This is a genomic window from Streptomyces atriruber, assembly GCF_001418325.1.
GTDB classification, from domain to species: Bacteria; Actinomycetota; Actinomycetes; order Streptomycetales; family Streptomycetaceae; genus Streptomyces; species Streptomyces atriruber.
In genome coordinates this window covers 1-24,939 of sequence record NZ_LIPN01000225.1, presented here as the reverse complement: position 1 = coordinate 24,939, position 24,939 = coordinate 1, and the positions used below count along the sequence as shown (strand labels likewise).

The following is a 24,939-nucleotide window of genomic DNA, read 5'->3' as shown; positions in this document are numbered from 1 at the left end:
CCACAGGAACCAGAAGCGTTCCTGGCCGGGGGTGCCGAAGAGGTAGAGGACGAGCTCCTCGGAGATGCTGATGCGCCCGAAGTCCATCGCCACGGTGGTGGCCGTCTTGGACTCGGAGCCGTAGTTGTCGTCGACTCCGATGCCCGCCTGGGTCATCGTCTCCTCGGTGGTCAGCGGGCGGATCTCGCTCACCGAACCCACCATCGTCGTCTTGCCGACCCCGAACCCGCCCACGATCACGACTTTGACGGCGGCCGCGGCCGTGTGCGGCAGGACGTCCTCACTGCGGGGGCCGGTGATCGTGTCCGTGTTCTTAGAGTTTCTGAAGTCCATGCATCACCGCTTCGAGGAGGGATCGGTCGGGGAGCGCGGAGCGGACGATGGGGGCGCGCGCCTGTACGAGCTCGGTCGCGAGTAACTCCGTCAGGACGACGGTGACGACGGAGAACGGCAGCGCCATGTAGGCCGACAGCTCGGCGACGGACAGCGGCGTGGTGCACAGCCGCAGGACCGCCGAGTGCTCCGGTTGGGCCGTGGGGGACGCCTCGCCCTGCGCGACGATCAGGGTGACGAGGTCGAGCGGTGCCCGCTCGGAGTCCTCGCCCGTGAGGATGTACAGCCGCTCCGGATTCTCGGGGCTGCGGCGCTCCCGCTGGGGGGTTGCGCCGCGCTGCGGCGGGACATCGCCCTGTTGCGGGCCGCGAGGGGGTTCTTGCGGAGGAGTCATACGGCCTGCCCGTCACGCCGGGGCGGGCTCGTCAGATGTGCCCCGATGCGTACGACGAGGTCACGCATCCGGGTGCCGATGAGGCCCGCGTCGACGGTCTCGTCGGCGAGCACGGCGAGGTAGGCACCCGCGCCCGCGGCCATCAGGTAGAAGTAGCCGCCGTTGATCTCGATGATGACCATCTTCATTCCGCCGTCGCTGTGCGGGATCTCGCTGGCCACGGCCGCGGCGAGGCTCTGCAGCCCCGCGCAGGCCGCGGCGAGGCGGTCGGCCGCGTCCGGATCGCCGCCGTAGCGCGCGATCCGCAGACCGTCCGCCGAGAGCACCACGATCTGCCGGGTCTGTGGCACCCCGTCGGCGAGCTCCTTCAGCATCCAGTCGAAATTGGCGCGTTGCTGGATCACTGCCAGTCCCTCTCGTCGGCGCTGCCGTGGTTGTTCTGGGTGGTTCCCCGCGGAGGGAAGGAGCTGTCCGTCGTGGAGGCCTCCGGGGTGGCTGCGTGTGGTGGCAGCGGATCGGGGTCGGCAGGGTCCTCGCCCTTGACGCCCTTCATGAACGCCTCGATCCAGAGGCCTGGTTCGGGCTCCTCGCGCTTGGGCGCGGGGGGCGGTGCGGTCGCCGCGGCATGCGCCTCAGCGATCCGCTGGGCCTCGGCCTCCTGGGCGTACCGCTCGCTGAGGGACATCTTGACGCGGCTGCGGCGCTGCGGAAGGCCGCCGGACGTCCACTCGGTGACCTCGGGGACGTCGTCCTCCATGGTCGCGGTGAGCGGGGAGCGCAGCGGCGGGCCCGCGGTGACGACGCGGGGCTTCTTGCGGCGGATGTTGCGGGCCGGCTCCTCGATGGTGCGGCCGCTGTTGTCCACGCGGGGCACGGCGGAGGCGCCGATGCCGTGGGCGAGGCCGGGCGCGGGCCCGGTGGTGATCATCTCGCGCGGCACGATGAGCACCGCGCGGACCCCGCCGTAGGCGGACTGCCGCAGGGAGACCTGCAGGTTGTACATCTGCGAGAGGCGACCCACGACGGCCATGCCGAGGCGGGGCGTCTCACCGAGGTCGTTCAGGTCGATGCCGGCCTGCGCCTGCTCCAGCATGCGCTCGGCGCGGGCCCGCGCCTCCTCGCTGAGGCTGACGCCGCCGTCCTCGATCTCCACTGCGATACCGGTCTGCACCTCGACGGCGGTGACGTGCACCTTGGTCTGCGGGGGCGAGTACCGGGTGGCGTTGTCGAGGAGCTCGGCGCAGGCGTGGATGAGCGGTTCGACGGAGGTGCCGTGGATCGCGACGTTGGCGATCGAGTGCAGCTCGACGCGCGGGTAGTCGAGGATCCGGGACATCGCGCCGCGCAACACGCTGAACAGGGGTACGGGCTTGGGCCATTGGCGGCCGGGGCGGGCGCCGCCGAGCACCGCGATGGAGTCGGCGAGCCGGCCGATCAGCGCGGTGCCGTGGTCGATGCGCAGCAGGTCGTCGAAGACCTCGGGGTTGCGACCGTGGAACTCCTCCATGTCGCGCAGTTCCGCGGCCTGCTGGTGGACGATCGACTGGACGCGCCGGGCGATGTTGACGAAGGCGCGCTGCGCGGATTCGCGCATCGCTTCCTCGCGGTCCAGGGTTTCGAGGACGGAGCGGAGCAAGTCGCACTGTGCGTCGGGGAGTTCGCTGTAGGCCTCGTCCTTGTCGACGACGTTGCGGACGACTTCCACGGGCGATTCGCCCTGCCGCAGGCGCCAGAGCGCCTCGGGCAGGATCTCCCGGCCCAGCCGCACGGTCTCGTCGTCGTGGGATGCGATGCGCCGTTCGAGGAAGGCGAGCCGCTGTGCGTACTGCGTGCGCTGCCCCCGGATGGTCCGGCCGCGCCGTACCGCTTCTGCGCCGACCGCGATGACCATGAGGGTCGCGACGGCGCCGCACCACACGACGGCGGGCCGGGCCGGCTCCGCCACCGAGGCGACGGCGGCTCCGGTCGCCGCCGCCATCAGCATGGCAGGCAACAACAACACGCGCGCGTAAGGGACTTCTCGGCCACCGGGAGGCGATTGAACACTCACCATGTATGCCCTCTGAACACTCGTCTTGGGGGATATGACGTCTTTGGGGGGTGACAGTACATATGGGGGATGACGAAACGAACGATCGAAAGATTGGGGAACAAGCGCGCGAAACTGCCGCAACGCGTCCAACTCGCCGCGCTCCGGGCGAGCTTAGTCCGCCGGAATCATCGCCGAGTCATATTCGGCAACCCCCTGCACAGGGGATGCCGAGAGGCATACACTCTGCCCTTTTGCACAGTTGGCGATCAATCGAACACATGGAGTGACGCGTCGAACGCCCGGAAAAACGCCGAACGGGCGCGCCCGACGACCACTTGGTCGAGGGACGCGCCCGTCGGCGCGACAGCGGCGGGACTCAGCCCACCGAGCTATATGCCACCACACCCCGCAGGAGCTGATCGACGGCCTTGCGGGCGTTCTTCGCGACCGTGCTGCCTTCGCGCGGGGCCGCGGCGGAGATCTGTCCGAGCACGTCGATGACCTGCTTGCACCACCGCACGAAGTCACCGGCCGGCATCTCGGCCTCGCGCAGCACCTCGTCCAGGCCCTTGTCGTTGGCCCACATGTACGCCGCCCAGGCGAAGCCGAGGTCGGGCTCGCGCTGACCGACGCCCTCCGTCTGACTGATCTTGAACTCTTCCTCCAGGCCGTCCAGGCGGCCCCAGATGCGCACCATCTCCCCCAGCGCCGCCTTCGCCGCGCCGGACGGCAGCTTGGGTGCCAGTGCGTCGTCGCCCACCCGCGCCTCGTACACCAACGCAGAGACGCACGCGGCCAGTTCGGCTGGGCTCAGCCCTTCCCACACCCGGGCCCGCAGGCACTCACTGGCCAGCAGATCCAGCTCCCCGTACAAGCGGGCGAGCCGCTTGCCGTGCTCCGTGACCTCGTCGCCCCGCAGATAGTCCAGCTCCGTCAGGAGCGCGACGATCCGGTCGAAGGTGCGGGCGATCGTGTTCGTGCGCCCCTCGATGCGGCGCTCCAGCTGCGAGGTGTCGCGCTTGAGCCGGTGATACCGCTCGGCCCAGCGCGCGTGGTCCTCGCGCTCGTCGCAGCCGTGGCAGGGGTGCGCGCGCAGCTCCGCGCGCAGGCGGGCGATCTCCTGGTCGTCGGCGGCCGTCGCGCGCCCCTTGCGGCGGCGGTCCGGGACGATGTGCCCGGCCTTCGTGCGCAGCGCGGACGCGAGGTCCCGGCGGGACTGCGGCGAGCGCGCGTTGAAGGACTTCGGGATGCGCATCCGCTCCAGCGCCTCGACCGGCACCGGGAAGTCCATCGCCGCGAGCCGCTTGACCTGCCGCTCGGCCGTGAGCACCAGCGGCCGCGGCCCGTCGACGTGGTCGAACCCGCGGTGGCCGTTGGCGCGCCCGGCGGGCAGCCCCGGGTCGAGGACGAGGGCGAGGCCCGCGTACTTCCCCGTGGGCACGTGGATGACGTCGCCCGGCTTGAGCTTCTCCAGGGCGGCGGCAGCGGCGACCCTGCGCTGGGCCGCGCCCTGTTTGGCCAGCTCGTTCTCGCGGTCCTTGAGGTCGCGGCGCAGCCGCGCGTACTCGTCGAAGTTGCCCAAGTGGCAGGTCATGGAGGCCTTGTAGCCCTCCAGGCCCTCTTCGTTCTTCTGCACCTGCCGGGAGATGCCGACGACCGACTTGTCGGCCTGGAACTGCGCGAACGACGTCTCCAGGAGCTCGCGCGAGCGGTGCCGCCCGAACTGCTCGACCAGGTTCACCGCCATGTTGTACGACGGCTTGAAGCTGGACCGCAGCGGGTACGTGCGCGTGCCTGCGAGACCCGCCAGGTGCTCGGGGCTCATGGCGCGCTGCCAGAGCACCACCGCGTGGCCCTCCACGTCGATGCCACGACGCCCGGCACGGCCGGTCAACTGCGTGTACTCACCCGGGGTGATGTCGGCGTGCTGCTCGCCGTTCCACTTGACGAGCTTCTCCAACACCACGCTGCGCGCGGGCATGTTGATGCCGAGGGCGAGGGTCTCGGTGGCGAAGACGGCCTTGACCAGGCCCCGCACGAACAGCTCCTCGACGACCTCCTTGAACGTGGGCAGCATGCCCGCGTGGTGCGCCGCGATGCCGCGCTCGAGGCCCTCCAGCCATTCGTAGTAGCCGAGGACGTGGAGGTCCTCGTTCGGGATCGAGGACGTGCGCTCCTCGACGATCCGGCGGACCGTCATCCGCGCCTCGTCGTCGTTCAGCCTGAGGCCCGCGTACAGACACTGCTGGACCGCTGCCTCGCAGGCGGCCCGGCTGAAGATGAACGTGATGGCGGGCAGCAGGCCCTCGGCGTCGAGCCGCTCGATGACTTCGGGGCGTCCCGGGGTCCAGACCCGCGACCGCTGCCGGCGCTCCCGCTCCCGGTCGGCCTCGCGGATCATCTTGCCCTTGCGGCGGTCGCGCGGGTTGTACGAACGGCTGGCCTCCATGCGGGCCATGCGCGTCAGGTCGGGGTTGACAGCCTTCTTCTGCCCCTCGTCCTCCTCGAAGAGGTCGTACATCCGGCGTCCGGCGAGCACGTGCTGGAAGAGCGGCACGGGCCGGTGCTCGGAGACGATCACTTCGGTGTCACCGCGGACGGTGTCGAGCCAGTCGCCGAACTCCTCGGCGTTCGACACCGTGGCCGACAGGGAGACCAGCGTGACCGACTCCTGCAGATGGATGATCACTTCCTCCCAGACGGCACCGCGGAAGCGGTCGGAGAGGTAGTGCACCTCGTCCATGACCACATAGCCGAGGTTCAGCAGCGACTGCGAGCCCGAATACAGCATGTTCCGCAGGACTTCGGTGGTCATGACGACCACCGGGGCGTCGCTGTTCACGCTGTTGTCGCCGGTGAGCAGGCCGACCTTGTCCGCGCCGTACCGCTTGGCGAGGTCGGAGTACTTCTGGTTCGAGAGCGCCTTGATCGGCGTGGTGTAGAAACACTTCTTGCCCTGCAGCAGGGCGAGGTGCACGGCGAACTCGCCGACGATCGTCTTGCCCGAGCCCGTGGGGGCGGCGACGAGCACGCCCTTGCCCGCCTCCAGCGCCTGGCACGCCTCGATCTGAAAGGGGTCGAGGCCGAATTCGTACATCTCGCGGAAGGACGCGAGTGCGGTGGCCTGCTCGACAGCGCGCTTGCGCGCCGCCGCATACCGCTCGGCCGGTGAGAGGTCCTCTGTCATCGTGCTTTCGAGACTACCGGCCACCACTGACAACGGACGATCATTATTGGAACAGGGGTGGAACGGGCCAGCTCACGGGGCGTGCGCCGCGGCGCTCACGGCCCCAGGACGCGCACGGCCCCCGGCACGCACTCCGCGGTGAGCGGCAGCGCGCCGAGCGGCTCCCCGTCCGCGTACCCGGTGATGCCTGGCGCGGCGATCTCGACCCTGGCCGCACGGTGCACGGTCACCTTCGGATGGTCGAGGTGCGTTCCCTTGTAGACCCGCGGGAAGACCTTGAGCAGTGTCGTGCGGCTGCAGTCGCCCACCACGGTGACGTCGAACAGCCCGTCGCTCATGTCGGCCCCGGCGCAGATCCGCATGCCGCCGCCGTACGAGGTTCCGTTGCCGACCGCGACGAGCGTGGCCTCGACCTCGTGGACGTCGCCGCCGTCCAGCGTGATCCGGTACGGGATCGGCTTGAACGCCGCCAGCTCCGCGACCATCGCGAGGTCGTACTTGAAGCGCCCCGTGGGCCACCGCATCCGGTTGCCCCGGTCGTTGACCCGCGAGTCGAACCCGGAGGCGAGCACCGTCCCGAACCACGTCCCGCCGACCCTCCCCAGGTCGACGTCGCGCATCCGCGCCCCCTTGAGCGCCTCGGCCACGATCTCCCCCGCGGCGGCCGGCTCGCGCACCGGGAGGCCCAGGGCCCGCGCGAAGTCGTTGCCGGTCCCCACCGCGATCACCCCCAGCGGGGTGCGCGTCCCGGCGACGGCCTGCAGCGCGAGGCTCGCCATGCCGTCGCCGCCGACGGCTATCAGGGCCCCCGTGCCGCCGTCGACGGCCTCGCGGGCCCGCCGCAGCGCGTCGGAGGCGTCCTCACCGATGACCGTGCGCACGGAGAAGCCACGGGCCCGCAAAGCGGAAGCGGCCGGTTGCGCTGCGTGAGCGCCCCGGCCGCGGCCCGCGGTGGGATTGACGAAGAGGGTGATCTGGCTGGTCACTGGGGTCCCCCCGGACGGAGTTTGGGGGGACCCTACAAGATCAGGTCACATCGTCGAAACCGTTCACCCGTTGATCACTGCGGGCGCTGCCCGCCTGCTCGGGCAGCGCCCGGGGCGGCCGCACCGAGTCGACGTCGCCGACGGCCTCGGGCGTCAGGTCGAGGTCGGAGGCCTCGTCGTCGCCGAGCTCGGCATCCGGGTCGTTGCGGCGGCGGCGCTTGTCGTTCAGGAACGAGACGCCGACGGCCAGGAAGTAGAGGACGACGATCGGTCCGGCGAGGGCGATCATGCCGACCGGGTCGGTCGTCGGGGTCGCCACCGCGCCGAAGATGAAGACGCCCATGACGACACCGCGCCACCAGGTGAGCATGCGGCGGCCGGTGACCATGCCCGTCATGTTGAGCATCACCAGGAGGAGTGGGAGCTCGAACGAGGCACCGAAGACGAGGACCATCCTGACGGTGAAGTCGAGGATCGTGTCCATGGGCAGCAGGTTCGCGGCCCCGTCGGGCGTGATGCCGAGGAGGACGCGCATGCTGACGGGGAGGATCGTGTAGGCCAGCCAGGCGCCTCCGAAGAAGAGCGGCACCGCGGCGGAGACGAACCAGTAGGTGTACTTGCGCTCGTTCTTGTGCAGGCCCGGCGCGACGAACGCCCAGAGCTGGTACAGCCAGACCGGACTGGACACGATGATGCCGACCATGAGGCTGACCTTCACCGTCGTGGTGAAGGGCGACAGCAGGTCGTTGAAGGTCACGGTCGCGCAGTGGCCACCGGTCTGCTTCATGCCGGGCTCGCAGCGCGGCACGGGGTCAGCCAGGAACTCCATCAGCTCCTGGCTGTAGAACGCGGCCACGATCGAGACGACCGTGATCGCGAGGAGCCCCTTGGCGAGCCGGTTGCGGAGCTCGCGCAGGTGCTCCGCGAGAGACATCCGCCCCTCGGGGTCCTTCTCCTTCTTGCGGGCAGACTTGAGCAACCCACGTCCTCATCTCGTGCGGCAGGCCGGCCGTCGTCGCCGGCCTTGGGTTCAGCGCTGCGTCGTACGGTCGGTGGGCTCGGTGACCGGGCGCGAGCTGGTCACATCGCCGGGGGCGGCCTTGATCGTGCGCTGCTGGACGGCAGGGTCGCTCGGCGGGTCGGCCGGAGCGGCTGCGTCGTCCTTGTTCTCGGACTTCATGGCCTTGGCCTCGCTCTTGAGGATGCGGGCCGACTTGCCGAGGGAGCGCGCCATGTCGGGCAGCTTCTTGGCACCGAACAGCAGGACGATGACGACGAGGATGAGAATGATCTCGGTGGGGCCGAGCCTACCCATAGCTGTATACCTTCTTCACCGAGGCGACAGGAGTCTGGTTGCTCGGCAGACCGGACATACATCCGATCTCCCGCGCTGGCAGCGATCGTAACCCCCCGGGGTAAACGCTCGGCAATCCCCGCGCATACTCCGAGTACGGCCCCCGCCTCGATCCCGGGCCGTATTGGCAGCGTACCCGCCCACCTCGGGGAGTTGACAGGTCGCGGACGCTAAAGAGCCCCTCGCCCCGCACGGGCCACACCGGCCGCTGCCTTCTCCAGGTCCTCCGCCGCTCTGTTGATCTTCCGTGTGGTCTCGGTCACTTGGCGCCCGAGACGCTGCGCCTCCACAAAAACCTTGATCGCCAGTACGCCGAGGACGGCGAGGCCCAAGAAGCCCGCCGCGATCGCGAGCATCGCCCAGAACATGCGCCGAGCCTAGACGGTCGAGTGCAGGCGCAGTGTCCGCACCCCGCCGCCGGTGAGGAGCTCGACGATGCGCTCGCCCGCGGGCTTGCGCACCGCGGCCTCGCACTCGGGGCACGTGAACGAGTAGAAGGTGGTGCGGGGGCTGGCACCGATCGCGAGACGCAGCGCCCCCGCGGAGAGCTCGAAGCGGGCCCGGCAGTCGGGGCAGGCGGCCGTGAAGAGAACGGGGGCGGGCCGGGGCTGCGCCGGCACCCCCGGCAGTCCGGACATCGTCGGTGTGCTCAACGCCCATGCTCCTGACTGTCGTGATCCTCGTACGCCCCGAGGTCCCTCTCGTACGCGTCGAGGGCCTCTCGGGCCGCCTGCCGCGCGCTGTCCGCGAGCTGGGCCGGGGAGACGATCCGCCCGTCCCTGCCCAGACGCAGCGCGAGGCGGCGCAGCGAGGCGGGGTCAGGGGTGCGCAGCGTGATCCGCAGGCCGCCGTCGGGCAGCTCGTCGGCGCTGTCGTGGGGGTAGTACTCGGCGACCCAGCGGCCGCCGGGACCGACCTCGACGACGACCTCGGGATCCTCGGCCGCGGGCTGCACGAGCCCCTCGGAGAGGTCCCTCAGCTCCACCTCGGGCGGCGCCGACGGCTCGTCCAGGATCTTGATCTCGGCGACCCGGTCCAGCCGGAAGGTGCGCCGCGCCTCGGAGCGGCGGCACCACGCCTCGACATAGGTGTGGCCGACGCTCACCAGGCGGATGGGGTCGATCTCCCGCTCGGTGACCTCGTCGCGCGCGGGCGAGTAGTAACGGATCCAGAGCCTGCGCCGCTCGGAGATGGCCCGGTCGACGTCGGCGAAGACACCGCCCTCGGACTCGAAGGTCACCGACAGGCGGGAGCTGGCGCCCGCCGCCTCACCGGCCGCGGTCTCCAGCTTCGCGGTGGCACGCAGCAGCGCGAGCCGGTCGCTCTCGCGCAGGCCGGGCAGGGTGGACACGGCGCGGGCGGCCACCAGCAGGGCGGTCGCCTCATCGGCGGCGAGGCGCAGCGGAGCCGCCACGTCGTCGGGGTTGTGCCACCAGATGCGGTCGCCGTCGGTGTCGATGTCCAGCAGGTCGCCGCCGCGGAAGCTCGTCCCGCACAGCGGCAGCACGTCGAGGTCGGAGATCAGCTCGTCCGTGGTGATGCCGAAGGCACGGGCGACGTCGCCGACGTGCGCCCCGGGGCGCTCTCGCAGATAGGTCACCAGCGACAGCATCCGCCGCGTCTGGTCGATGGCGTTCGAGGCCATTGCTCTGTCCGCTTCCCCTCAGCCCTTGGCCACGGCACGCAGCCGGTCCACGACGTCGGCCCGCAGCTCGGCGGGCTCGACGACCACCACATCGGGCCCGAACTCCACGAGCCAGGCGTCGAGGCCGTGGCCGTACGGAATCTCCAACTCGTCCCATCCGTCGCCCAGTTCCCGCACCGCGACGGCCTTGGCCCGCAGCGGATAGCCGGCGCCCGTGCGCAGCCGGATCAGGGCGGTGCGGTCGGCGGTCTCCCCCGCCCAGCTCGCGACGGTCTCGCGGACCGTGACGACGTCCGGGACGTCGGCGGTGTACTTCCCCGCGCGGGCACGGACCTTGCCGGTGATGCGGGAGAGCCTGAAGACCCGCTCGGCGCCCCGGTCCCGGTCCCAGCCCGCCAGGTACCAGTGGCCGCGCCAGCACTCCAGGGCCCAGGGCTCCACGTGGCGCTGCTCGGGGCGGGCCGCGGTGGCCTTGCGGTAGTCGAAGACGACGGGGCGGCGGTCCCGGCAGGCGAGCATCAGAGGCTCGAAGGACGCCTCGTGCGCGGGGATCCGCGGCTCCAGGGCGCTGTGCGCCCCGTACGGGTCGACGTCCTCGGGCAGGCCGGCCGCGCGCAGCTTCTGCAGGGCGCCGCTGGCGGCACCGGCGAGGCGGGCCTGCTGCCAGACCTTGGCGGCCAGACCGAGCGCCGCGGCCTCCTCGGCGTCGAGGGTGATGGGCGGCAGGCGGTTGCTGTCGCGCCGGGCGAGGTAGCCGACCTCGCCCTCCAGGTTCTCGACGGTCTCGATGACCAGACCGAGCTCGCGCAGATCGTCCTTGTCACGCTCGAACATCCGGTTGAAGGAGTCGTCGGACCCCGCCTCCAGATAGGCCTCGATCGACTCGCGCAGCTCGCGCTTGCTGAGCGGCCGCCGGGTCCCGAGCAGACACAGCGCAAGATTCATCAGCCGCTCGGCCTTGGCAATGGCCATCGACGCCCTTTCTCGGCTGTTCAGATTGTGCTTCCGACCGATGACCGTACCGCCCCGGGGTGTCCGGGCAAAAGCCGAGGGCCCATGCCGGACAGGCATGGACCCTCAGCGAAAGGATCAGGTCACAGACGTCCTCAGACGGAGACCAGGTCGCAGACGAAGATCAGCGTCTCGCCCGGGGCGATGCGGCCGCCACCGGCGCCGCGGTCGCCGTACGCGAGGTGGGCCGGGATGGTCAGCTCGCGCCGGCCACCGACCTTCATGCCCTGCACGCCCTGGTCCCAGCCGGAGATGACCTGGCCGGCACCCAGCTGGAACTCCAGCGGGTTGCCGCGGTTCCAGCTCGCGTCGAACTCCTCGCCCGTGCTGAAGGCGACGCCCACGTAGTGGACCTTGACGAAGTCGCCCGCCTTGGCGACCGCCCCGTCACCCTCCCAGATGTCCTTGATCTGAAGGTCGGCCGGCGGCTCGCCGACCGGGAAGTCGACCTCGGGCTTGTCAATGCTCACGAAATGCTCCTGCTTTGATACGAAAGGTCAGCGCGGACAGTCTTACATCTCCGGCGTCACATCTTCGCAAGGATGTCCACGGAGAAGATCAGCGTGGAGTCCTTCTTGATGGAGCTGCCCTGCGGGGGCTGGTCGCCGTACCCCAGCTCCGGCGGGATGACGATGAGGACGCGGCTGCCGACCTTCTTGCCGGTCAGACCCTGCGCCCAGCCCTTGACGACCTGCGCCAGCTGGAACGACGCGAGCTGCTTGCGCTTGTACGAGGAGTCGAACTCCTTGCCGTCCGCCCACAGCACGCCCTCGTACTGGCACAGGAGGCTGTCGGTCTCCTTCACCTCTTCGCCGTCGCCCTCGAGGATGTACGACGCGACGAGCTTCTTCGGCGCCTTCGTCTTCGGGACGTCGATGGAGGGGGCCTTGCCGTCGGTGTTCGTGCCGACCTTGGGCAGGTCCTTGTTGGACTGCGCCACCTCCTTGCCCTTCGCGGAGCTCGTGGCGGTGAAGGTGCCCACGAGGTCGACGACGAAGACGAGGGTGTCCGAGCCCTTGATCCCGGCCTGCTTGTTGCCCTCCTCGCCGTAGCCCATCTTCGGGGGGATGGCGAGCTCCACGCGGCTGTCGAGCTTCTTGCCCACCAGGGCCTGGTCCCAGCCCGGGATGACCTGGCCGACACCGATCGGGAAGACCGTGGGGTTCCCCCGGTCGTAGGAGTTGTCGAAGACCTTGGCCGTCGCCCAGATCTGGCCGAGGTAATTGGCCTGCAGGTAGTCGCCCTTGGCGACCTCCTTGCCCTTACCCTCGATCAGGGTCTTGACGGCCAGGTCGGAGGACGGCTTGCCCGGGCCCTTGGCGACGGTCGGCTTCTGACCGAACTTCGTGCCCTTCGTGATCTCGGGCAGCGGCCCGTCCACGATCTTCGCCGTCGGCGGCGCTGACGTGGCGTTGGTCGGGCTGTCACTGGGCTTGGTCTTGTCGGCCTTGTCGGCCTTGTCGTCACCACAGCCTGCCAGCGTGAGCAGGCCGGCCGGGACAGCAAGGAGAAGTGAGCGTCGGCGCACGGTGGGGGCCTCGTATCGGTCGATCTTGTGGGTTGGCGTGCGCGCAACTCTACGGCGTGAGAAGGGCGCCGCACGAGGAACGTACGGCGCCCGTGTTGCGTTCCCACAACGCCGCTCGGGTCGTTGGGGCCACTTGGGTCACATGCCGGCGATGAGCTTCTCCACCCGGTCGTCCACGGACCGGAAGGGGTCCTTGCACAACACTGTGCGCTGTGCCTGGTCGTTGAGCTTGAGGTGGACCCAGTCGACCGTGAAGTCACGGCGCTGCTCCTGGGCCCGCCGGATGAAGTCGCCGCGCAGACGCGCGCGGGTGGTCTGCGGCGGCACCGACTTGCCTTCGAAGATCTTCAAGTCGTTGCAGATCCGGGCGGCTTGCCCCTTCTTCTCCAGGAGGTAGTAGAGCCCTCGACGGCGGTGGATGTCGTGGTACGCGAGGTCTATCTGCGCGACCCGCGGGTGCGACATGGTCATGTTGTTCTTCGCGCGGTACCGCTCGATGAGCTTGTACTTCATGACCCAGTCGATCTCGGTGCCGATGCGGTCGAGGTCCTCCGACTCGATCGCGTCCAGCGTGCGGCCCCACAGCTCCAGGACCTGCTCGACCGTGCCGGTGCGGATGCCACGGCGGTCGACGAAGTCCACCGCCTTCTCGTAGTACTCGCGCTGCACTTCGAGGGCCGAGGCCTCGCGGCCGCTGGCCAGGCGCACCTTGCGGCGGCCCGTGATGTCGTGGGAGACCTCACGGATGGCCCTGATCGGGTTCTCCAGAGTGAGGTCACGCATGACGGTGCCCGCCTCGATCATGCGCAGCACCAGGTCGGTGGCGCCGACCTTGAGGAGCATGGTCGTCTCGGACATGTTCGAGTCGCCGACGATGACGTGGAGCCTGCGGTAGCGCTCGGCGTCCGCGTGCGGTTCGTCGCGGGTGTTGATGATCGGCCGGGAACGGGTGGTCGCGGAGGACACCCCTTCCCAGATGTGCTCGGCACGCTGACTGACGCAGTACACGGCGCCGCGCGGAGTCTGCAGCACCTTGCCCGCGCCGCACAGCAGCTGCCGGGTGACGAGGAACGGGATGAGGATGTCCGCGAGCCGGGAGAACTCCCCGTGACGGGCCACCAGATAGTTCTCGTGGCACCCGTAGGAGTTTCCCGCCGAATCGGTGTTGTTCTTGAAAAGATAGACGTCGCCCGCGATTCCCTCCTCGTGCAGGCGGCGTTCGGCGTCGACGAGCAGGCCTTCCAGAATGCGCTCGCCCGCTTTGTCGTGGGTGACCAGCTCGGTCACGTTGTCACATTCGGGTGTTGCGTATTCCGGATGTGATCCCACGTCAAGATAGAGGCGGGCGCCGTTCCGCAGAAAGACGTTGCTGCTGCGGCCCCATGACACAACACGGCGGAAGAGGTAGCGCGCCACCTCGTCAGGTGACAGACGGCGCTGTCCCCTGAACGTGCATGTGACGCCGTACTCGTTCTCCAGCCCGAAAATGCGGCGGTCCATGACTGAACATTACGCCTGATGCGGGGCACTGAAACCGGGTTCGACGGCACCGTTTCGATCATTTTCCGATGAACCCGCAACGACCCCGGATTCTCCGGCCGGTACGAGTACCCGCGCCGTGGCCAGCAGAACCACCAGCGCGGCCACCCCGGCGAGCCCCGGCACCGCGAAACCCCACCCGGCGCCGCCCCGCTCCACGACGGGGCCCGCGGCCGCCGTCCCCAGCGAGGCCCCGACCGTGAACGTCGTCACGAGCCAGGAGAACGCCTCCGTCACCGTGCCCCGCGGAGCGTGCCGGTCGACGATGATGAACGCACACGCGAGCGCCGGCGCGAGGAATACACCGGCGAGCGCCGTGAGCGCCGTCATGGCGACCGCTCCGGGCGTGAGCGTCAACGGCCAGTAGCAGACGGCAAGCAGCGCCACCAGGACGCTCAGCCGCCGCTCCGGCACACCGCTCCACTGCCGGGCCCCGTACACCGACCCGCCGACCAGCGCGCCGAGCCCGAGCGCCGCCATCATCCAGCCGTACACGGCGTCGCCGCCGTTCCCGTCCGCGTACGAGACGCCGGCGACGGTGATGGAGCCGAGCGCCATGCCGATGAAGAGGAACGCGCCGAGGAGCGCGAGCAGCCCGCGCGAGCGCAGGGCTCCGAGCCAGTGCGCCTCCCTGGGTGCCGAGCGCCACGCGCGCGAGGGCCGGGATGCCACTACGGAGAGGGCGCCCAGCACGCCGACCGCGTTGACCACGAGCAGCGCCGCCTGCTCCGACCAGAGGGCCACGCATCCGGTCACCAGCAACGGGCCGACGGTGAACATCACTTCCTGGGCTATGGCGTCCATCGCGTACGCGGTGTGCACCTGCTCCTCCTTGCCGAGGACACTCGGCCACAGGGCCCGCAGACCGCCCTCCAGGGGCGGCGTGAACAGACCCGCGACCGCGACCGCGACATAGGCGAGAGCCAGCCGGTCCGGACCCGTGAAGGCGAACAGCGCCATGCCGAGCGCGGAGAGCAGCGCGGCGGGCAACTGCACGCGCGGCTGACCGTGGAGGTCGACGAGGCGCCCGAGCAGCGGCTGCCCGATCGCGTTGGCCACGCCGTACACCGCGGCGAGGGCGCCGGCCAGGCTGTAGGTGCCGCCCTCGGACCGGATGAACAGCACGATCGCGATCGCCGCCGTCGCGTTGGGCAGCCGTCCCACCAGCGTCCCCGCGAGCAGCCGCGCCGCATGGCGCGTCCTGAGGATCTCCGCATATCCCGCAGCCATGCTCTCCCGCCCTCTCCCCGCGCCACCGAGCCGGGGTTTTACGTATAACGTCCGGCGTCATACGTACCATGAGCCCAGTCTGCGGGTCCACCGCATTCCCGCAGCACGGTGCCTCCGTCGCGCGGGCACGACGAGCCGGGAGGTGTCAGTGGCCGGGCCACTACAGGAAGCCGGGGGCCCACGCCCCACGAGCCGCGATGTCGCACGCGCGGCCGGGGTCTCCCAGGCCACCGTCTCCCTCGTGCTCGGCGACAAATGGCGCGGCCGCGTCGCCGCGCCCACGGCCGACCGCGTCCGCTCGGCCGCACGCGCACTGGGCTACCGCCCGAACCTCGCCGCCCGCAACCTGCGCCTGGGCCGGACCAGGACGGCGCTCCTCGTCGTCCCCGAGCTCACCAACGAGTTCTTCGCGCACGTCTACACCGGAGTCGCCCGCATCGCCGCCCGCCACGGCTTCGGCGTCGTGCTCTACCCCTCCCCCGAGGGCATCGGCCCCGCCCGCGACCCCTTCGCCTCGGCACGGTCCTCCCTGGACGGCGTCCTGGCGTCCTCCATGGCCTCGGACGCCCTGGCCACCATCCGCGGCGACGACCTGCCGCTGGTGATGCTCGACAGCGACCCGGCGGGCAGCCTGGGAGCCGCCACCGTCAACCTCGACCTCGCCGACGGCATGCGCCGGGTGACGGAACACCTGCTGGCCCTCGGCCACCGCGACTTCCTGCACCTCGCCGCCGACGTGGACTCCTGGACCTTCGACGTCCGCGCCGAGGCCCTCGCCCGGACCCTGCGCGGCACGGACACGGCCGTACGCCGCGTCGCCGCCCCCCTGAACGTCGAGGGCGCCCGCGTCGTCGCGGAAGCCGCCCTGTCGACCCCGGGGCCCCGCCCCACCGCGGTCGTCTGCGACGACGACTTCCTCTCCGCCGGCGTCTGCAAAGCCGCGCGACGGCTGGGACTGCGCGTCCCCGAGGACGTCTCCGTCACCGGCTTCGACGACCTGACCCTGGCGACCGCCGTCGAACCCGAGCTGACGACGGTCCGACTGCCCGCCGAGCGCTTCGGGGAGCGCGGCATGGAGTCCCTGGTCGCCGTCCTCGAAGGCCGCGCCCCCGACGCCACCCCGCTCCCCGTCGAACTCGTCGTCCGCGGCTCCACCGGCCCGGGCCCCGCACACTGACCCCGCACAGAGGAACGCCCCGTGTCTCGACCCTGAGGCCGGGACACGGGGCGCACGCCCGAGCGGGACTTGCGGAACTACTCGACGTCGCCGCCGGACCTCGGCGCGGTCCCCGCGTCCGTGTCCGTGTCCGCGTCCGTGTCGGTCGGCGCGTCCGTCTCACCGCCCTCGTCGAGCAGCCGCGACAGCTGACGGCCCACGATCCGCTTGAACTTGCGCTGCTGCGGCCGCGTACGGTCGAGGACCGCCACCTCCAGGCGCTCCGCGGGGATCTCCCGCTCGCTGCCGTTGGTGTCCCGGGACAGCGCCTGCACCGCGAGCTTGAGCGCCTCGGCCAGCGTCATTCCGTCCCGGTGACGCTGATCGAGATAGCTGCTGATCTGCTCGGCATTGCCACCGACGGCGACCGAACCGTGCTCATCCACGATCGATCCGTCATGCGGCAGGCGATAGATCTGATCGCCGTCCGGCGTGGTGCCGACCTCGGCGACGACCAGCTCCACCTCGTACGGCTTCTCCGCGTTGCTGGAGAAGATCGTGCCGAGCGTCTGCGCATAGACGTTCGCGAGCCCACGAGCCGTCACGTCGTCGCGGTCGTAGGTGTACCCACGGAGGTCGGCGTAGCGAACGCCGCCGATCCGCAGATTCTCGTACTCGTTGTACTTACCGGCGGCCGCGAAGCCGATCCGGTCGTAGATCTCGCTGAACTTGTGCAGCGCACGGGACGGGTTCTCGCCGACGAACACGATGCCGTCGGCAAACTGCATCACGACAAGGCTGCGGCCACGGGCGATGCCCTTCCGGGCGTATTCCGCCCGGTCGGCCATGGCCTGCTGGGGTGAGACATAGAACGGCGTCGACACCGGATCCGTCCCTTTCTGTCAAAAAACTTCAGTCAGTGGCGAATTCGGAGCGCTCAGAGCAGCGCGGCCCGCGGGCCGTCCGGCTGCTCCAGACGCTTCTCCAGGATCGAGCGCGCAATGGCCGAGGACTCGTCCTCCGTCAGCCTGCGGAACCCCTCGTCGGAAATCACGGTGACGATGGGATAGATCCGCCGGGCCACATCCGGACCACCGGTCGCCGAATCGTCGTCCGCGGCGTCGTACAGCGCCTGGACGACCAGGGTCGTCGCCTGCTCCTCGGTCAGACCGGCGTGGTAGAGCTTCTTCATCGCACCGCGCGCGAAGACCGAACCCGAACCGGTCGCCGCGAAACCGTGCTCCTCCGAACGTCCGCCCGTGACGTCGTACGAGAAGATGCGGCCCTTCTCGCGGTCCACGTCGTACCCCGCGAAGAGCGGCACCACGGCGAGGCCCTGCATGGCCATGCCGAGGTTGCTCCGGATCATCGTGGAGAGCCGGTTCGCCTTGCCCTCGAGCGAGAGCGTGGCCCCCTCCACCTTCTCGAAGTGCTCCAGCTCCAGCTGGAAGAGCTTGACCATCTCCACGGCCAGACCGGCCGTGCCCGCAATGCCCACGGCCGAGTACTCGTCGGCCGGGAACACCTTCTCGATGTCGCGCTGCGCGATGACATTGCCCATCGTCGCCCGCCGGTCGCCCGCGAGGACCACGCCACCGGGGAACGTCACGGCCACGATGGTCGTGCCGTGCGGCGCCTCGACGACGCCCTGTGTGGGCGGCAGTTGACGGTTGCCGGGCAGAATCTCCGGCTGGTGCTCGGACAGGAAGTCCATGAAGGACGACGAACCAGGCGTCAGGAAGGCAGCTGGTAGACGCCCGGTGCTACGAGTGTTGGCTTCCACGAGGATCCTTCCAAGTAGGCGGCAGCCCGACGAACAGTGTCGGGATCGTCTCCCAACTTGCCGATGGCCGAATTGCAGTTGAAGCACAGTACGCCACGGACCTTACCCGTCTCGTGGCAGTGATCCATATGGATGGCGGGGGCACTGAGACAGATCACGCAGAGCCCCTTCTGAGAGGCGACGAGCTCGTCGCGCTCCGCTTCGGTCATGCCGTACTGACGCTTGAGGTGGCCCGCACGCCCCTGGACTGCCCGGCACGCCTTGCAGCGGGTCGAGAGGCCGTCCGAGGCAGTCGCATTCCGGTGCCACTCACCATGGGCCTTGACCTCACCGCAGGTGCGACACAGCTTGTGCCCTGGCGGCACCTCAACCTTTTCGCGCACCGTCTTGCCGAGGGCCGCCCTGCGACGGCGGTAGTGAGCGGCGCTGTATTCCGCCACGCACTCGCGACAACGCGTCTGCAGTCCATCGCGCCGATTCCTGTCGGCCGCGAAGCAGACCTTCGCCAGCACACGCTCACAGCCCGCACAGCGCTTCCCGATCTCAAAATCGGACAAAGCGCTTATTCGCCACCTTTCTGCACGAAACTCCGCACGAAGTCCTCGGCATTTTCCTCGAGTACATCGTCAATCTCGTCAAGAACCGAGTCGACGTCGTCACTCAGCTTCTCCTGGCGCTCCTTGAGGTCCTCGGAGCCCTGCGCGTCCTGCGTCTGCTCCTCGGTCTCCTCGGTGGGACGCGTCGCCTTCTGCTGTCCGCCGCCGGTGTCCTTGGTCGCCATCTACCTCACCCCGCTCGCTCGGTTAGACGTTCTTGATCAGACCCTACAAGCGCGGTCTGACATCGGCCCCTTACTTCCTCAACGTGGGGGGACCACTTCGATGATTCCCCCGCGCCGGGCCTTTCAGCCCCCGGAGAGCACCCGCACCAGGTCTTCCGCGGTGCGGCAGCGGTCCAGGAGTTCCTTGACGTGGTTCCTCGTGCCGCGCAGGGGCTCCAGCGTGGGCACCCGTTGCAGAGAGTCACGGCCCGGGAGGTCGAAGATGACCGAGTCCCAGGACGCCGCGGCCACGTCGTCCGCGTACTGCTCGAGGCAGCGGCCGCGGAAGTACGCGCGCGTGTCCTCGGGCGGCTTGGTGGTGGCCCGCTCGACGTCCGCCTCGTCGAGGAGCCGCTTCATCTTGCCCCGGGCCACCAGGCGGTTGTACAGGCCCTTCTCGGCCCGTACGTCCGCGTACTGGAGGTCGACCAGGTGGAGCCGTGCGGCGTCCCAGTCGAGGCTGTCGCGTCGGCGGTAGCCCTCCATCAGTTCCCGCTTGGCGACCCAGTCGAGCTCTCCGGAGAGGCTCATCGGATCGCTCTCCAGGCGGCCGAGGACGTCTTCCCAGCGGGCCAGCACGTCCTTGGTCTGGTCGTCGGCGTCGGAGCCGAACCGCTCCTCCACGTATTTGCGGGCCAGCTCGAAGTACTCCATCTGGAGCTGGACCGCGGTGAGTGAGCGGCCACTACGGAGCGTGACGAGATGCTTGAGCGACGGATCGTGCGAGACCTGGTGCAGCGTGCGCACCGGCTGGTCGACCGCGAGGTCCACCGCGATGAAGCCGTCCTCGATCATCGCGAGGACCAGGGACGTGGTGCCGAGCTTCAGATACGTCGAGATCTCGGAGAGGTTGGCGTCGCCGATGATGACGTGCAGCCTGCGGTACTTCTCGGCGTCGGAGTGCGGTTCGTCGCGGGTGTTGATGATGGGCCGCTTGAGCGTGGTCTCCAGGCCGACCTCGACCTCGAAGTAGTCGGCGCGCTGGCTGAGCTGGAAGCCGTGCTCGTGGCCGTCCTGCCCGATGCCGACGCGCCCCGCTCCGGTGACGACCTGGCGGGAGACGAAGAACGGCGTCAGGTGCCGCACGATGTCGGAGAAGGGGGTGTCCCGCTTCATCAGGTAGTTCTCGTGCGTGCCGTACGAGGCGCCCTTGTTGTCGGTGTTGTTCTTGTAGAGGTGGATCGGCTGGGCGCCGGGGAGCTGTGCCGCGCGCTCGGCGGCCTCGGCCATGATGCGTTCGCCGGCCTTGTCCCACAGGACGGCGTCCCAGGGGTTGGTGATCTCCGGCGAGCTGTATTCGGGGTGTGCGTGGTCGACGTACAGGCGTGCGCCATTGGTGAGGATGACGTTGGCGAGGCCGATGTCCTCGTCCGTCAGCTGACTGGCGTCGGCGGCCTCGCGGGCGAGGTCGAAACCCCGCGCGTCCCGCAGCGGGTTCTCCTCCTCGAAGTCCCAGCGGGCGCGTCGCGCCCGGTGCATCGCCGCGGCATAGGCGTTGACGATCTGGGATGAGGTGAGCATGGCATTGGCGTTGGGGTGGCCGGGGACGGAGATGCCGTACTCCGTCTCGATGCCCATTACTCGCCGTACGGTCATGCGGCCCTCCTTGCCCGGCGGCGCTCCCGTTCGGGAACGGCGCTCAAGTACCGCTGGTGCTCCGGTGCGTGTGCGGTGCCCGTCCCCGCACTGCGCGACTCGGCGGTACCGAAGAGCCTAGAACGCCTTTGCGCTGGTGGGGAGATCATTGCCTTCATTGAAAAACAGACGGCTGCGGGTACCCGTGAAGGACACCCGCAGCCGCCCTGCGTTCTACAGGTACTGACCGGTGTTGGCCACCGTGTCGATGGAGCGTCCGGTGTCCGCGCCCTGCTTTCCGGTGACAAGGGTGCGGATGTACACGATCCGTTCGCCCTTCTTTCCGGAGATCCTGGCCCAGTCGTCGGGGTTGGTCGTGTTGGGCAGGTCCTCGTTCTCCTTGAACTCGTCGATGCAAGCCTGGAGGAGGTGAGCGACCCGGAGGCCCTTCTGATTCGCCTCGAGGAAGGCCTTGATGGCCATCTTCTTGGCACGGCCCACGATGTTCTCGATCATGGCGCCGGAATTGAAGTCCTTGAAGTACAGGACTTCCTTGTCGCCGTTGGCGTACGTCACCTCGAGGAAGCGGTTCTCCTCGGACTCCGCGTACATCTGCTCGACGACGGACTGGATCATGCCGTGCACCGTGGCGCGCCGGTCGGCGCTGTGCTCGGCGAGATCGTCGGCGTGCAGCGGGAGCCGTTCGGTGAGGTACTTGGCGAAGATGTCCTTCGCCGCCTCGGCGTCCGGGCGCTCGATCTTGATCTTGACGTCGAGCCGTCCGGGCCGCAGGATCGCGGGGTCGATCATGTCCTCGCGGTTGGAGGCGCCGATGACGATGACGTTCTCCAGGCCTTCCACGCCGTCGATCTCGGCGAGCAGCTGGGGGACGATGGTGTTCTCCACGTCCGAGCTGACGCCTGATCCACGGGTGCGGAAGAGGGATTCCATCTCGTCGAAGAAGACGATGACGGGGGTGCCCTCGCTCGCCTTCTCCCGGGCACGCTGGAAGACCAGGCGGATGTGGCGCTCGGTCTCGCCGACGTACTTGTTGAGGAGCTCGGGGCCCTTGATGTTGAGGAAGTAGCTCTTCCCCGCGGGCTGGCCGGTCACCTCGGCGACCTTCTTGGCAAGAGAGTTGGCGACGGCCTTCGCGATGAGCGTCTTGCCGCAGCCGGGGGGCCCGTACAGCAGCACACCCTTGGGCGGCCGCAGTTCGTGCTCCTTGAAAAGGTCGGGATAGAGGTACGGAAGCTCGACGGCGTCCCGGATCATTTCGATCTGGCCGCCGAGGCCGCCAATCTTTTCATAGCTGATGTCGGGGACTTCTTCGAGGACGAGCTCTTCGACCTCGCTCTTGGGCACGACCTCGTACACGTAGCCGGAGCGGGGTTCGAGCAGGAGGGCGTCGCCCGGGCGGATCGTGACGTCGAGGAGGGGCTCGGCGAGCCGGACCACTCGTTCTTCGTCGGTGTGTCCCACCACCAGGGCTCGGTCGCCGTCCTCGAGGATCTCCTTGAGGGTGACGATGTCTCCGACGCTCTCGTACTCCATGGCCTCGACCACGTTGAGCGCTTCGTTGAGCATCACTTCCTGGCCGCGCCTGAGCTCTTCGAGCTCCACGCTCGGGCTGACGTTCACCCGGAGCTTGCGGCCCCCGGTGAAGATGTCCGCCGTGCCGTCCTCGTTCGCCACGAGGAAGACTCCGAAGCCGGCCGGTGGCTGTGCGAGCCGGTCGACCTCCTCCTTGAGGGCCACGATCTGGTCGCGGGCCTCACGGAGCGTGTTGGCGAGCCGCTCGTTCTGTGCGGACACGCCGGCCAGGTTGGTCTGCAGCTCGACGATCCGCTCTTCGAGAATCCTCGTATGACGCGGAGAGTCGGCGAGCTTGCGTCGCAGGACGGCGATTTCCTGCTCGAGATAGGCAACCTGACCGGCAGGGTCTTCAGACCCTCGCCCCGGCCGGATGCCGCGGTTGATGTCGTCGTCGTGGGCTGCCACGGTCCTCACCTCCTCCAAGGGGAGCTGGACGCTTCCAGACCCTACCTGGGTGGGTGTCGATTGAAACCCCTAGATCACAAAGACAGTGGGGGTGTGTCCGATCTTCACCCTTGCGCTCTCCCTCACACCAGGTGAATACCCACCCAACAACATCGGAAAGCGGGCGGTTGTATCGTCGAAGCGTTCAACACCCGTCAGGGCTGGCCCGACTTGCTGCATCGTCGGGCCGCTCGGCGCAGCGACCGGCAGGAGAGATGACCGTGCGGCACGAGGCCGAGACCGGCAGTGAGGGCCACGATCTGGAGGTCTGGATCGACCAGGACCTCTGTACCGGAGACGGCATCTGTGCGCAGTACGCGCCCGAGGTCTTCGAGCTGGACATCGACGGTCTGGCGTATGTGAAGAGCGCCGAGGACGAGCTGCTGCAGGCGCCGGGGGCCACAACGCCCGTGCCGCTGCCGCTCCTCAGGGATGTCGTGGACTCAGCCAAGGAGTGCCCCGGCGACTGCATTCATGTGCGCCGCGTTTCGGACAGCGTCGAGGTCTACGGCCCCGACGCGGCCTGATTCCGCCCCCGCGGGGGCGTCAGACGCTGCGCGCCTGGGCGGGAGCGGCCCGTTCGAACCTCCCGTCCTTCCACTGCCACTTGGCCTCGTCCTCCTGATCGGGGCAGCAGCGGGGCACGTCGGGCGAGGAGTAGCCGAGCAGGGTAGCGGTGACTTCGCCCTCGCGCAGGGCGAAGTCGCTCACGGTGAGTCGGTCCTTGGGGTCGACGAGGGTGGCGACCACGCGCGGCTTGCCCGTCTGCGCCCTGGTGATGACGTAGATCCCGTCGGGCGGGGTGCCCGAGCCGGCCTCGCAGTGCACGACGGCGACGGTTTCGGGCCTGCCGTCGCCGTCGAGGTCGCCGGAGGCCTTCTTCTTCACCACGGGCCGCACGGGGCCGCAGGCGATCGGGAAGTCGACGGAGGCGGTGTCGGGGGCCGGGGCTGGGGCCGGTGTGCCCGTGGCGGCCCTGGAGTGCGCCTTGGGACCGGTCTGGGCCGCGGTGGCGGCGTCGGGCTGCAGGACCGCGGAGCCCGCGACGACGGCGGCCAGCGCGGCCGCTATGGCCAGCCAGTGGATGGGGCGGGTGGTGGTGTGCGCCAGTTCCGGGACGGCGGGGTGCTGCACGAGGAAGTGTCTCCTGTGAGGGCTGTGCCGGTGGGGAGGTGGCCAGCATCGTGCCATACGTCACAGTGAGGTGGAACACCGGGGTCCGGTGGTTCTCGCGGTTCTTCCGGTACGGGGCTGGTGTCCTGCCAACGAAACGGCGCCGTCGCCGAGTTCCCTGGTCGGTCAGGGAACTCGGCGACGGCGCCTGCTCATTGGGCGGGGCCCGCCGCGCGGGTCAGCGCGGGGAGCCGCCGTCGGCGTTCGGGCCGGAGTAGTCCTCGCCGTACGCGCCCTTGGCGGGGCGGCGGCGGCGCATGGGCGGCTCGACGCCGTCCGCGAGGCGGCGGGCGGTGAGGAGGAAGCCGGTGTGCCCGATCATGCGATGGTCGGGACGGACGGCGAGGCCCTCGATGTGCCAGTTGCGGATCATCGACTCCCAGGCGGTCGGCTCGTTGAAGCCGCCGATCTCGCGGATGGACTCGACGGTCCTGGCGAGCTGGGTGGTGGTCGCGACGTAGCAGCAGAGGATGCCGCCGGGGACGAGGGCCTTGGAGACGGCCTCCAGGCACTCCCAGGGGGCGAGCATGTCCAGGATGACCCGGTCGACCTCGGTGTCGCTGAGGTTGTCCTGGAGGTCGCCGACGGTGAGCTGCCAGGCGGGGTGCGGGCCGCCGAAGTAGCGCTCCACGTTCTGCTGGGCGATCTCGGCGAAGTCCTCGCGGCGCTCGTAGGAGTGCAGCATGCCCTGGTCGCCGATGGCGCGGAGCAGGAAGCTGCTCAGCGAGCCGGAGCCCACGCCCGCCTCCACGACGCGCGCGCCGGGGAAGATGTCGGCGAAGGCCAGGATCTGCCCCGCGTCCTTGGGGTAGACCACGGCGGCGCCGCGGGGCATGGACAGGACGTAGTCGGGGAGCAGGGGTCGCAGCGCCAGGTAGGCGACGTTTCCCGTGGTTCGGACAACACTGCCCTCGGGAGCGCCGATCAGCTCGTCGTGGGGGAAGGAACCCTTGTGGGTGTGGAAGTTCTTCCCGGCCTCGAGCGTGAACGTGTAGTGGCGTCCCTTGGGGTCGGTGAGCTGGACCTGGTCCCCGACCTTGAAGGGCCCGCGACGGCGGGCGGCACCGGTCGGTTCGGACATGTGACCAGCCTACCGGCCCCCGCGCGGGCCGCCGACCACGGTGCCGACGCGCGGAGGGCCTGGGTCGGGGGC

General features: G+C 69.4%; 26 protein-coding genes. 2 read left to right on the top strand and 24 right to left on the bottom strand.

The window, feature by feature from the left end; genetic code table 11:
* The 16 genes from AOK03_RS23175 to AOK03_RS23100 form a co-directional block, all read right to left on the bottom strand.
* The coding region (locus AOK03_RS23175) for a GTP-binding protein (protein WP_244177711.1) at positions 1-333 on the bottom strand (333 nt) is incomplete at its 3' end.
* Complete coding sequence (locus tag AOK03_RS23170) at positions 314-727, bottom strand: DUF742 domain-containing protein (protein ID WP_055567257.1); 414 nt, start codon at positions 725-727, stop codon at positions 314-316. The genes AOK03_RS23175 and AOK03_RS23170, both read right to left, overlap by 20 nt.
* Positions 724-1,131 carry a roadblock/LC7 domain-containing protein gene (locus AOK03_RS23165; protein ID WP_055567256.1) on the bottom strand — a complete coding sequence of 136 codons (408 nt, stop codon included), beginning with the start codon at positions 1,129-1,131 and terminating at the stop codon, positions 724-726. Before AOK03_RS23165 ends, AOK03_RS23170 begins: the two co-directional genes overlap by 4 nt.
* Positions 1,128-2,780 carry an ATP-binding protein gene (locus AOK03_RS23160; RefSeq protein WP_055567255.1) on the bottom strand — a complete coding sequence of 551 codons (1,653 nt, stop codon included), beginning with the start codon at positions 2,778-2,780 and terminating at the stop codon, positions 1,128-1,130. Before AOK03_RS23160 ends, AOK03_RS23165 begins: the two co-directional genes overlap by 4 nt.
* A gap of 355 nt (positions 2,781-3,135) precedes the next feature.
* Positions 3,136-5,946, bottom strand: a complete 2,811-nt coding sequence (locus tag AOK03_RS23155) for a DEAD/DEAH box helicase (RefSeq protein WP_055567254.1) — start codon at positions 5,944-5,946, stop codon at positions 3,136-3,138.
* Positions 5,947-6,041: 95 nt separating this feature from the next.
* Positions 6,042-6,932 carry a diacylglycerol kinase gene (locus AOK03_RS23150; RefSeq protein ID WP_055567253.1) on the bottom strand — a complete coding sequence of 297 codons (891 nt, stop codon included), beginning with the start codon at positions 6,930-6,932 and terminating at the stop codon, positions 6,042-6,044.
* 40 nt (positions 6,933-6,972) lie between these two features.
* Entirely contained in the window at positions 6,973-7,866 is an 894-nt protein-coding gene (tatC, locus tag AOK03_RS23145; RefSeq protein ID WP_055567258.1) for a twin-arginine translocase subunit TatC, read from the bottom strand.
* A gap of 96 nt (positions 7,867-7,962) precedes the next feature.
* On the bottom strand, positions 7,963-8,247 hold the full coding sequence (tatA, locus tag AOK03_RS23140) for a Sec-independent protein translocase subunit TatA (protein WP_055567252.1): 285 nt from the start codon (positions 8,245-8,247) through the stop codon (positions 7,963-7,965).
* A 209-nt stretch (positions 8,248-8,456) separates the two neighbouring features.
* A complete protein-coding gene (locus AOK03_RS23135) occupies positions 8,457-8,654 on the bottom strand; it encodes a hypothetical protein (protein ID WP_055567251.1) in 198 nt (65 codons plus the stop codon).
* A gap of 9 nt (positions 8,655-8,663) precedes the next feature.
* The gene (locus AOK03_RS23130) at positions 8,664-8,924 is read right to left on the bottom strand and encodes a hypothetical protein (protein ID WP_055567250.1); all 261 of its coding nucleotides are present in this window, start codon (positions 8,922-8,924) and stop codon (positions 8,664-8,666) included.
* An 11-nt stretch (positions 8,925-8,935) separates the two neighbouring features.
* Complete coding sequence (locus AOK03_RS23125; protein WP_055567249.1) at positions 8,936-9,931, bottom strand: helix-turn-helix transcriptional regulator; 996 nt, start codon at positions 9,929-9,931, stop codon at positions 8,936-8,938.
* An 18-nt stretch (positions 9,932-9,949) separates the two neighbouring features.
* Positions 9,950-10,903, bottom strand: coding sequence for a helix-turn-helix transcriptional regulator (locus AOK03_RS23120; protein WP_055567248.1), 954 nt, complete (start codon positions 10,901-10,903; stop codon positions 9,950-9,952).
* A gap of 134 nt (positions 10,904-11,037) precedes the next feature.
* Entirely contained in the window at positions 11,038-11,412 is a 375-nt protein-coding gene (locus AOK03_RS23115) for an FKBP-type peptidyl-prolyl cis-trans isomerase (protein ID WP_055567247.1), read from the bottom strand.
* Between the two features lie 56 nt (positions 11,413-11,468).
* Positions 11,469-12,470: an FKBP-type peptidyl-prolyl cis-trans isomerase gene (locus AOK03_RS23110; protein WP_055567246.1), complete on the bottom strand. Its 1,002-nt coding sequence runs from the start codon at positions 12,468-12,470 to the stop codon at positions 11,469-11,471.
* A 138-nt stretch (positions 12,471-12,608) separates the two neighbouring features.
* Positions 12,609-13,970, bottom strand: a complete 1,362-nt coding sequence (pafA, locus tag AOK03_RS23105) for a Pup--protein ligase (RefSeq protein WP_055567245.1) — start codon at positions 13,968-13,970, stop codon at positions 12,609-12,611.
* Between the two features lie 9 nt (positions 13,971-13,979).
* Positions 13,980-15,239 carry an MFS transporter gene (locus AOK03_RS23100; RefSeq protein WP_055567244.1) on the bottom strand — a complete coding sequence of 420 codons (1,260 nt, stop codon included), beginning with the start codon at positions 15,237-15,239 and terminating at the stop codon, positions 13,980-13,982.
* Positions 15,240-15,387: 148 nt separating this feature from the next.
* On the opposite strand from AOK03_RS23100, the gene AOK03_RS23095 reads away from it, so the two are divergent.
* Entirely contained in the window at positions 15,388-16,416 is a 1,029-nt protein-coding gene (locus AOK03_RS23095; RefSeq protein WP_055567243.1) for a LacI family DNA-binding transcriptional regulator, read from the top strand.
* Positions 16,417-16,493: 77 nt separating this feature from the next.
* Here the strand turns inward: AOK03_RS23095 and prcA are convergent, their stop codons facing one another.
* From prcA to arc, 6 genes are all read right to left on the bottom strand, one after another.
* Positions 16,494-17,279 (bottom strand): proteasome subunit alpha, encoded by a 786-nt coding sequence (prcA, locus tag AOK03_RS23090; protein WP_055567242.1) that lies wholly within the window; start codon positions 17,277-17,279, stop codon positions 16,494-16,496.
* Positions 17,280-17,332: 53 nt separating this feature from the next.
* Positions 17,333-18,178: a proteasome subunit beta gene (gene prcB, locus AOK03_RS23085; RefSeq protein WP_055567241.1), complete on the bottom strand. Its 846-nt coding sequence runs from the start codon at positions 18,176-18,178 to the stop codon at positions 17,333-17,335.
* Positions 18,130-18,735, bottom strand: a complete 606-nt coding sequence (locus tag AOK03_RS41140; protein ID WP_107098074.1) for an endonuclease VII domain-containing protein — start codon at positions 18,733-18,735, stop codon at positions 18,130-18,132. Before AOK03_RS41140 ends, prcB begins: the two co-directional genes overlap by 49 nt.
* Before the next feature lie 5 nt (positions 18,736-18,740).
* Positions 18,741-18,959 (bottom strand): ubiquitin-like protein Pup, encoded by a 219-nt coding sequence (locus tag AOK03_RS23080; RefSeq protein WP_055567240.1) that lies wholly within the window; start codon positions 18,957-18,959, stop codon positions 18,741-18,743.
* Between the two features lie 123 nt (positions 18,960-19,082).
* The gene (gene dop, locus AOK03_RS23075; RefSeq protein ID WP_341845821.1) at positions 19,083-20,594 is read right to left on the bottom strand and encodes a depupylase/deamidase Dop; all 1,512 of its coding nucleotides are present in this window, start codon (positions 20,592-20,594) and stop codon (positions 19,083-19,085) included.
* A gap of 213 nt (positions 20,595-20,807) precedes the next feature.
* Complete coding sequence (arc, locus tag AOK03_RS23070) at positions 20,808-22,574, bottom strand: proteasome ATPase (protein ID WP_055555579.1); 1,767 nt, start codon at positions 22,572-22,574, stop codon at positions 20,808-20,810.
* Between the two features lie 254 nt (positions 22,575-22,828).
* On the opposite strand from arc, the gene AOK03_RS23065 reads away from it, so the two are divergent.
* Positions 22,829-23,140, top strand: a complete 312-nt coding sequence (locus AOK03_RS23065) for a ferredoxin (RefSeq protein ID WP_055567238.1) — start codon at positions 22,829-22,831, stop codon at positions 23,138-23,140.
* 19 nt (positions 23,141-23,159) lie between these two features.
* On the opposite strand, the gene AOK03_RS23060 is transcribed toward AOK03_RS23065, so the two are convergent.
* Both AOK03_RS23060 and AOK03_RS23055 read right to left on the bottom strand, forming a co-directional pair.
* Positions 23,160-23,747 carry a hypothetical protein gene (locus tag AOK03_RS23060; RefSeq protein ID WP_055567237.1) on the bottom strand — a complete coding sequence of 196 codons (588 nt, stop codon included), beginning with the start codon at positions 23,745-23,747 and terminating at the stop codon, positions 23,160-23,162.
* 217 nt (positions 23,748-23,964) lie between these two features.
* The gene (locus AOK03_RS23055; protein ID WP_055567236.1) at positions 23,965-24,867 is read right to left on the bottom strand and encodes a tRNA (adenine-N1)-methyltransferase; all 903 of its coding nucleotides are present in this window, start codon (positions 24,865-24,867) and stop codon (positions 23,965-23,967) included.
* Positions 24,868-24,939 lie beyond the last annotated feature (72 nt).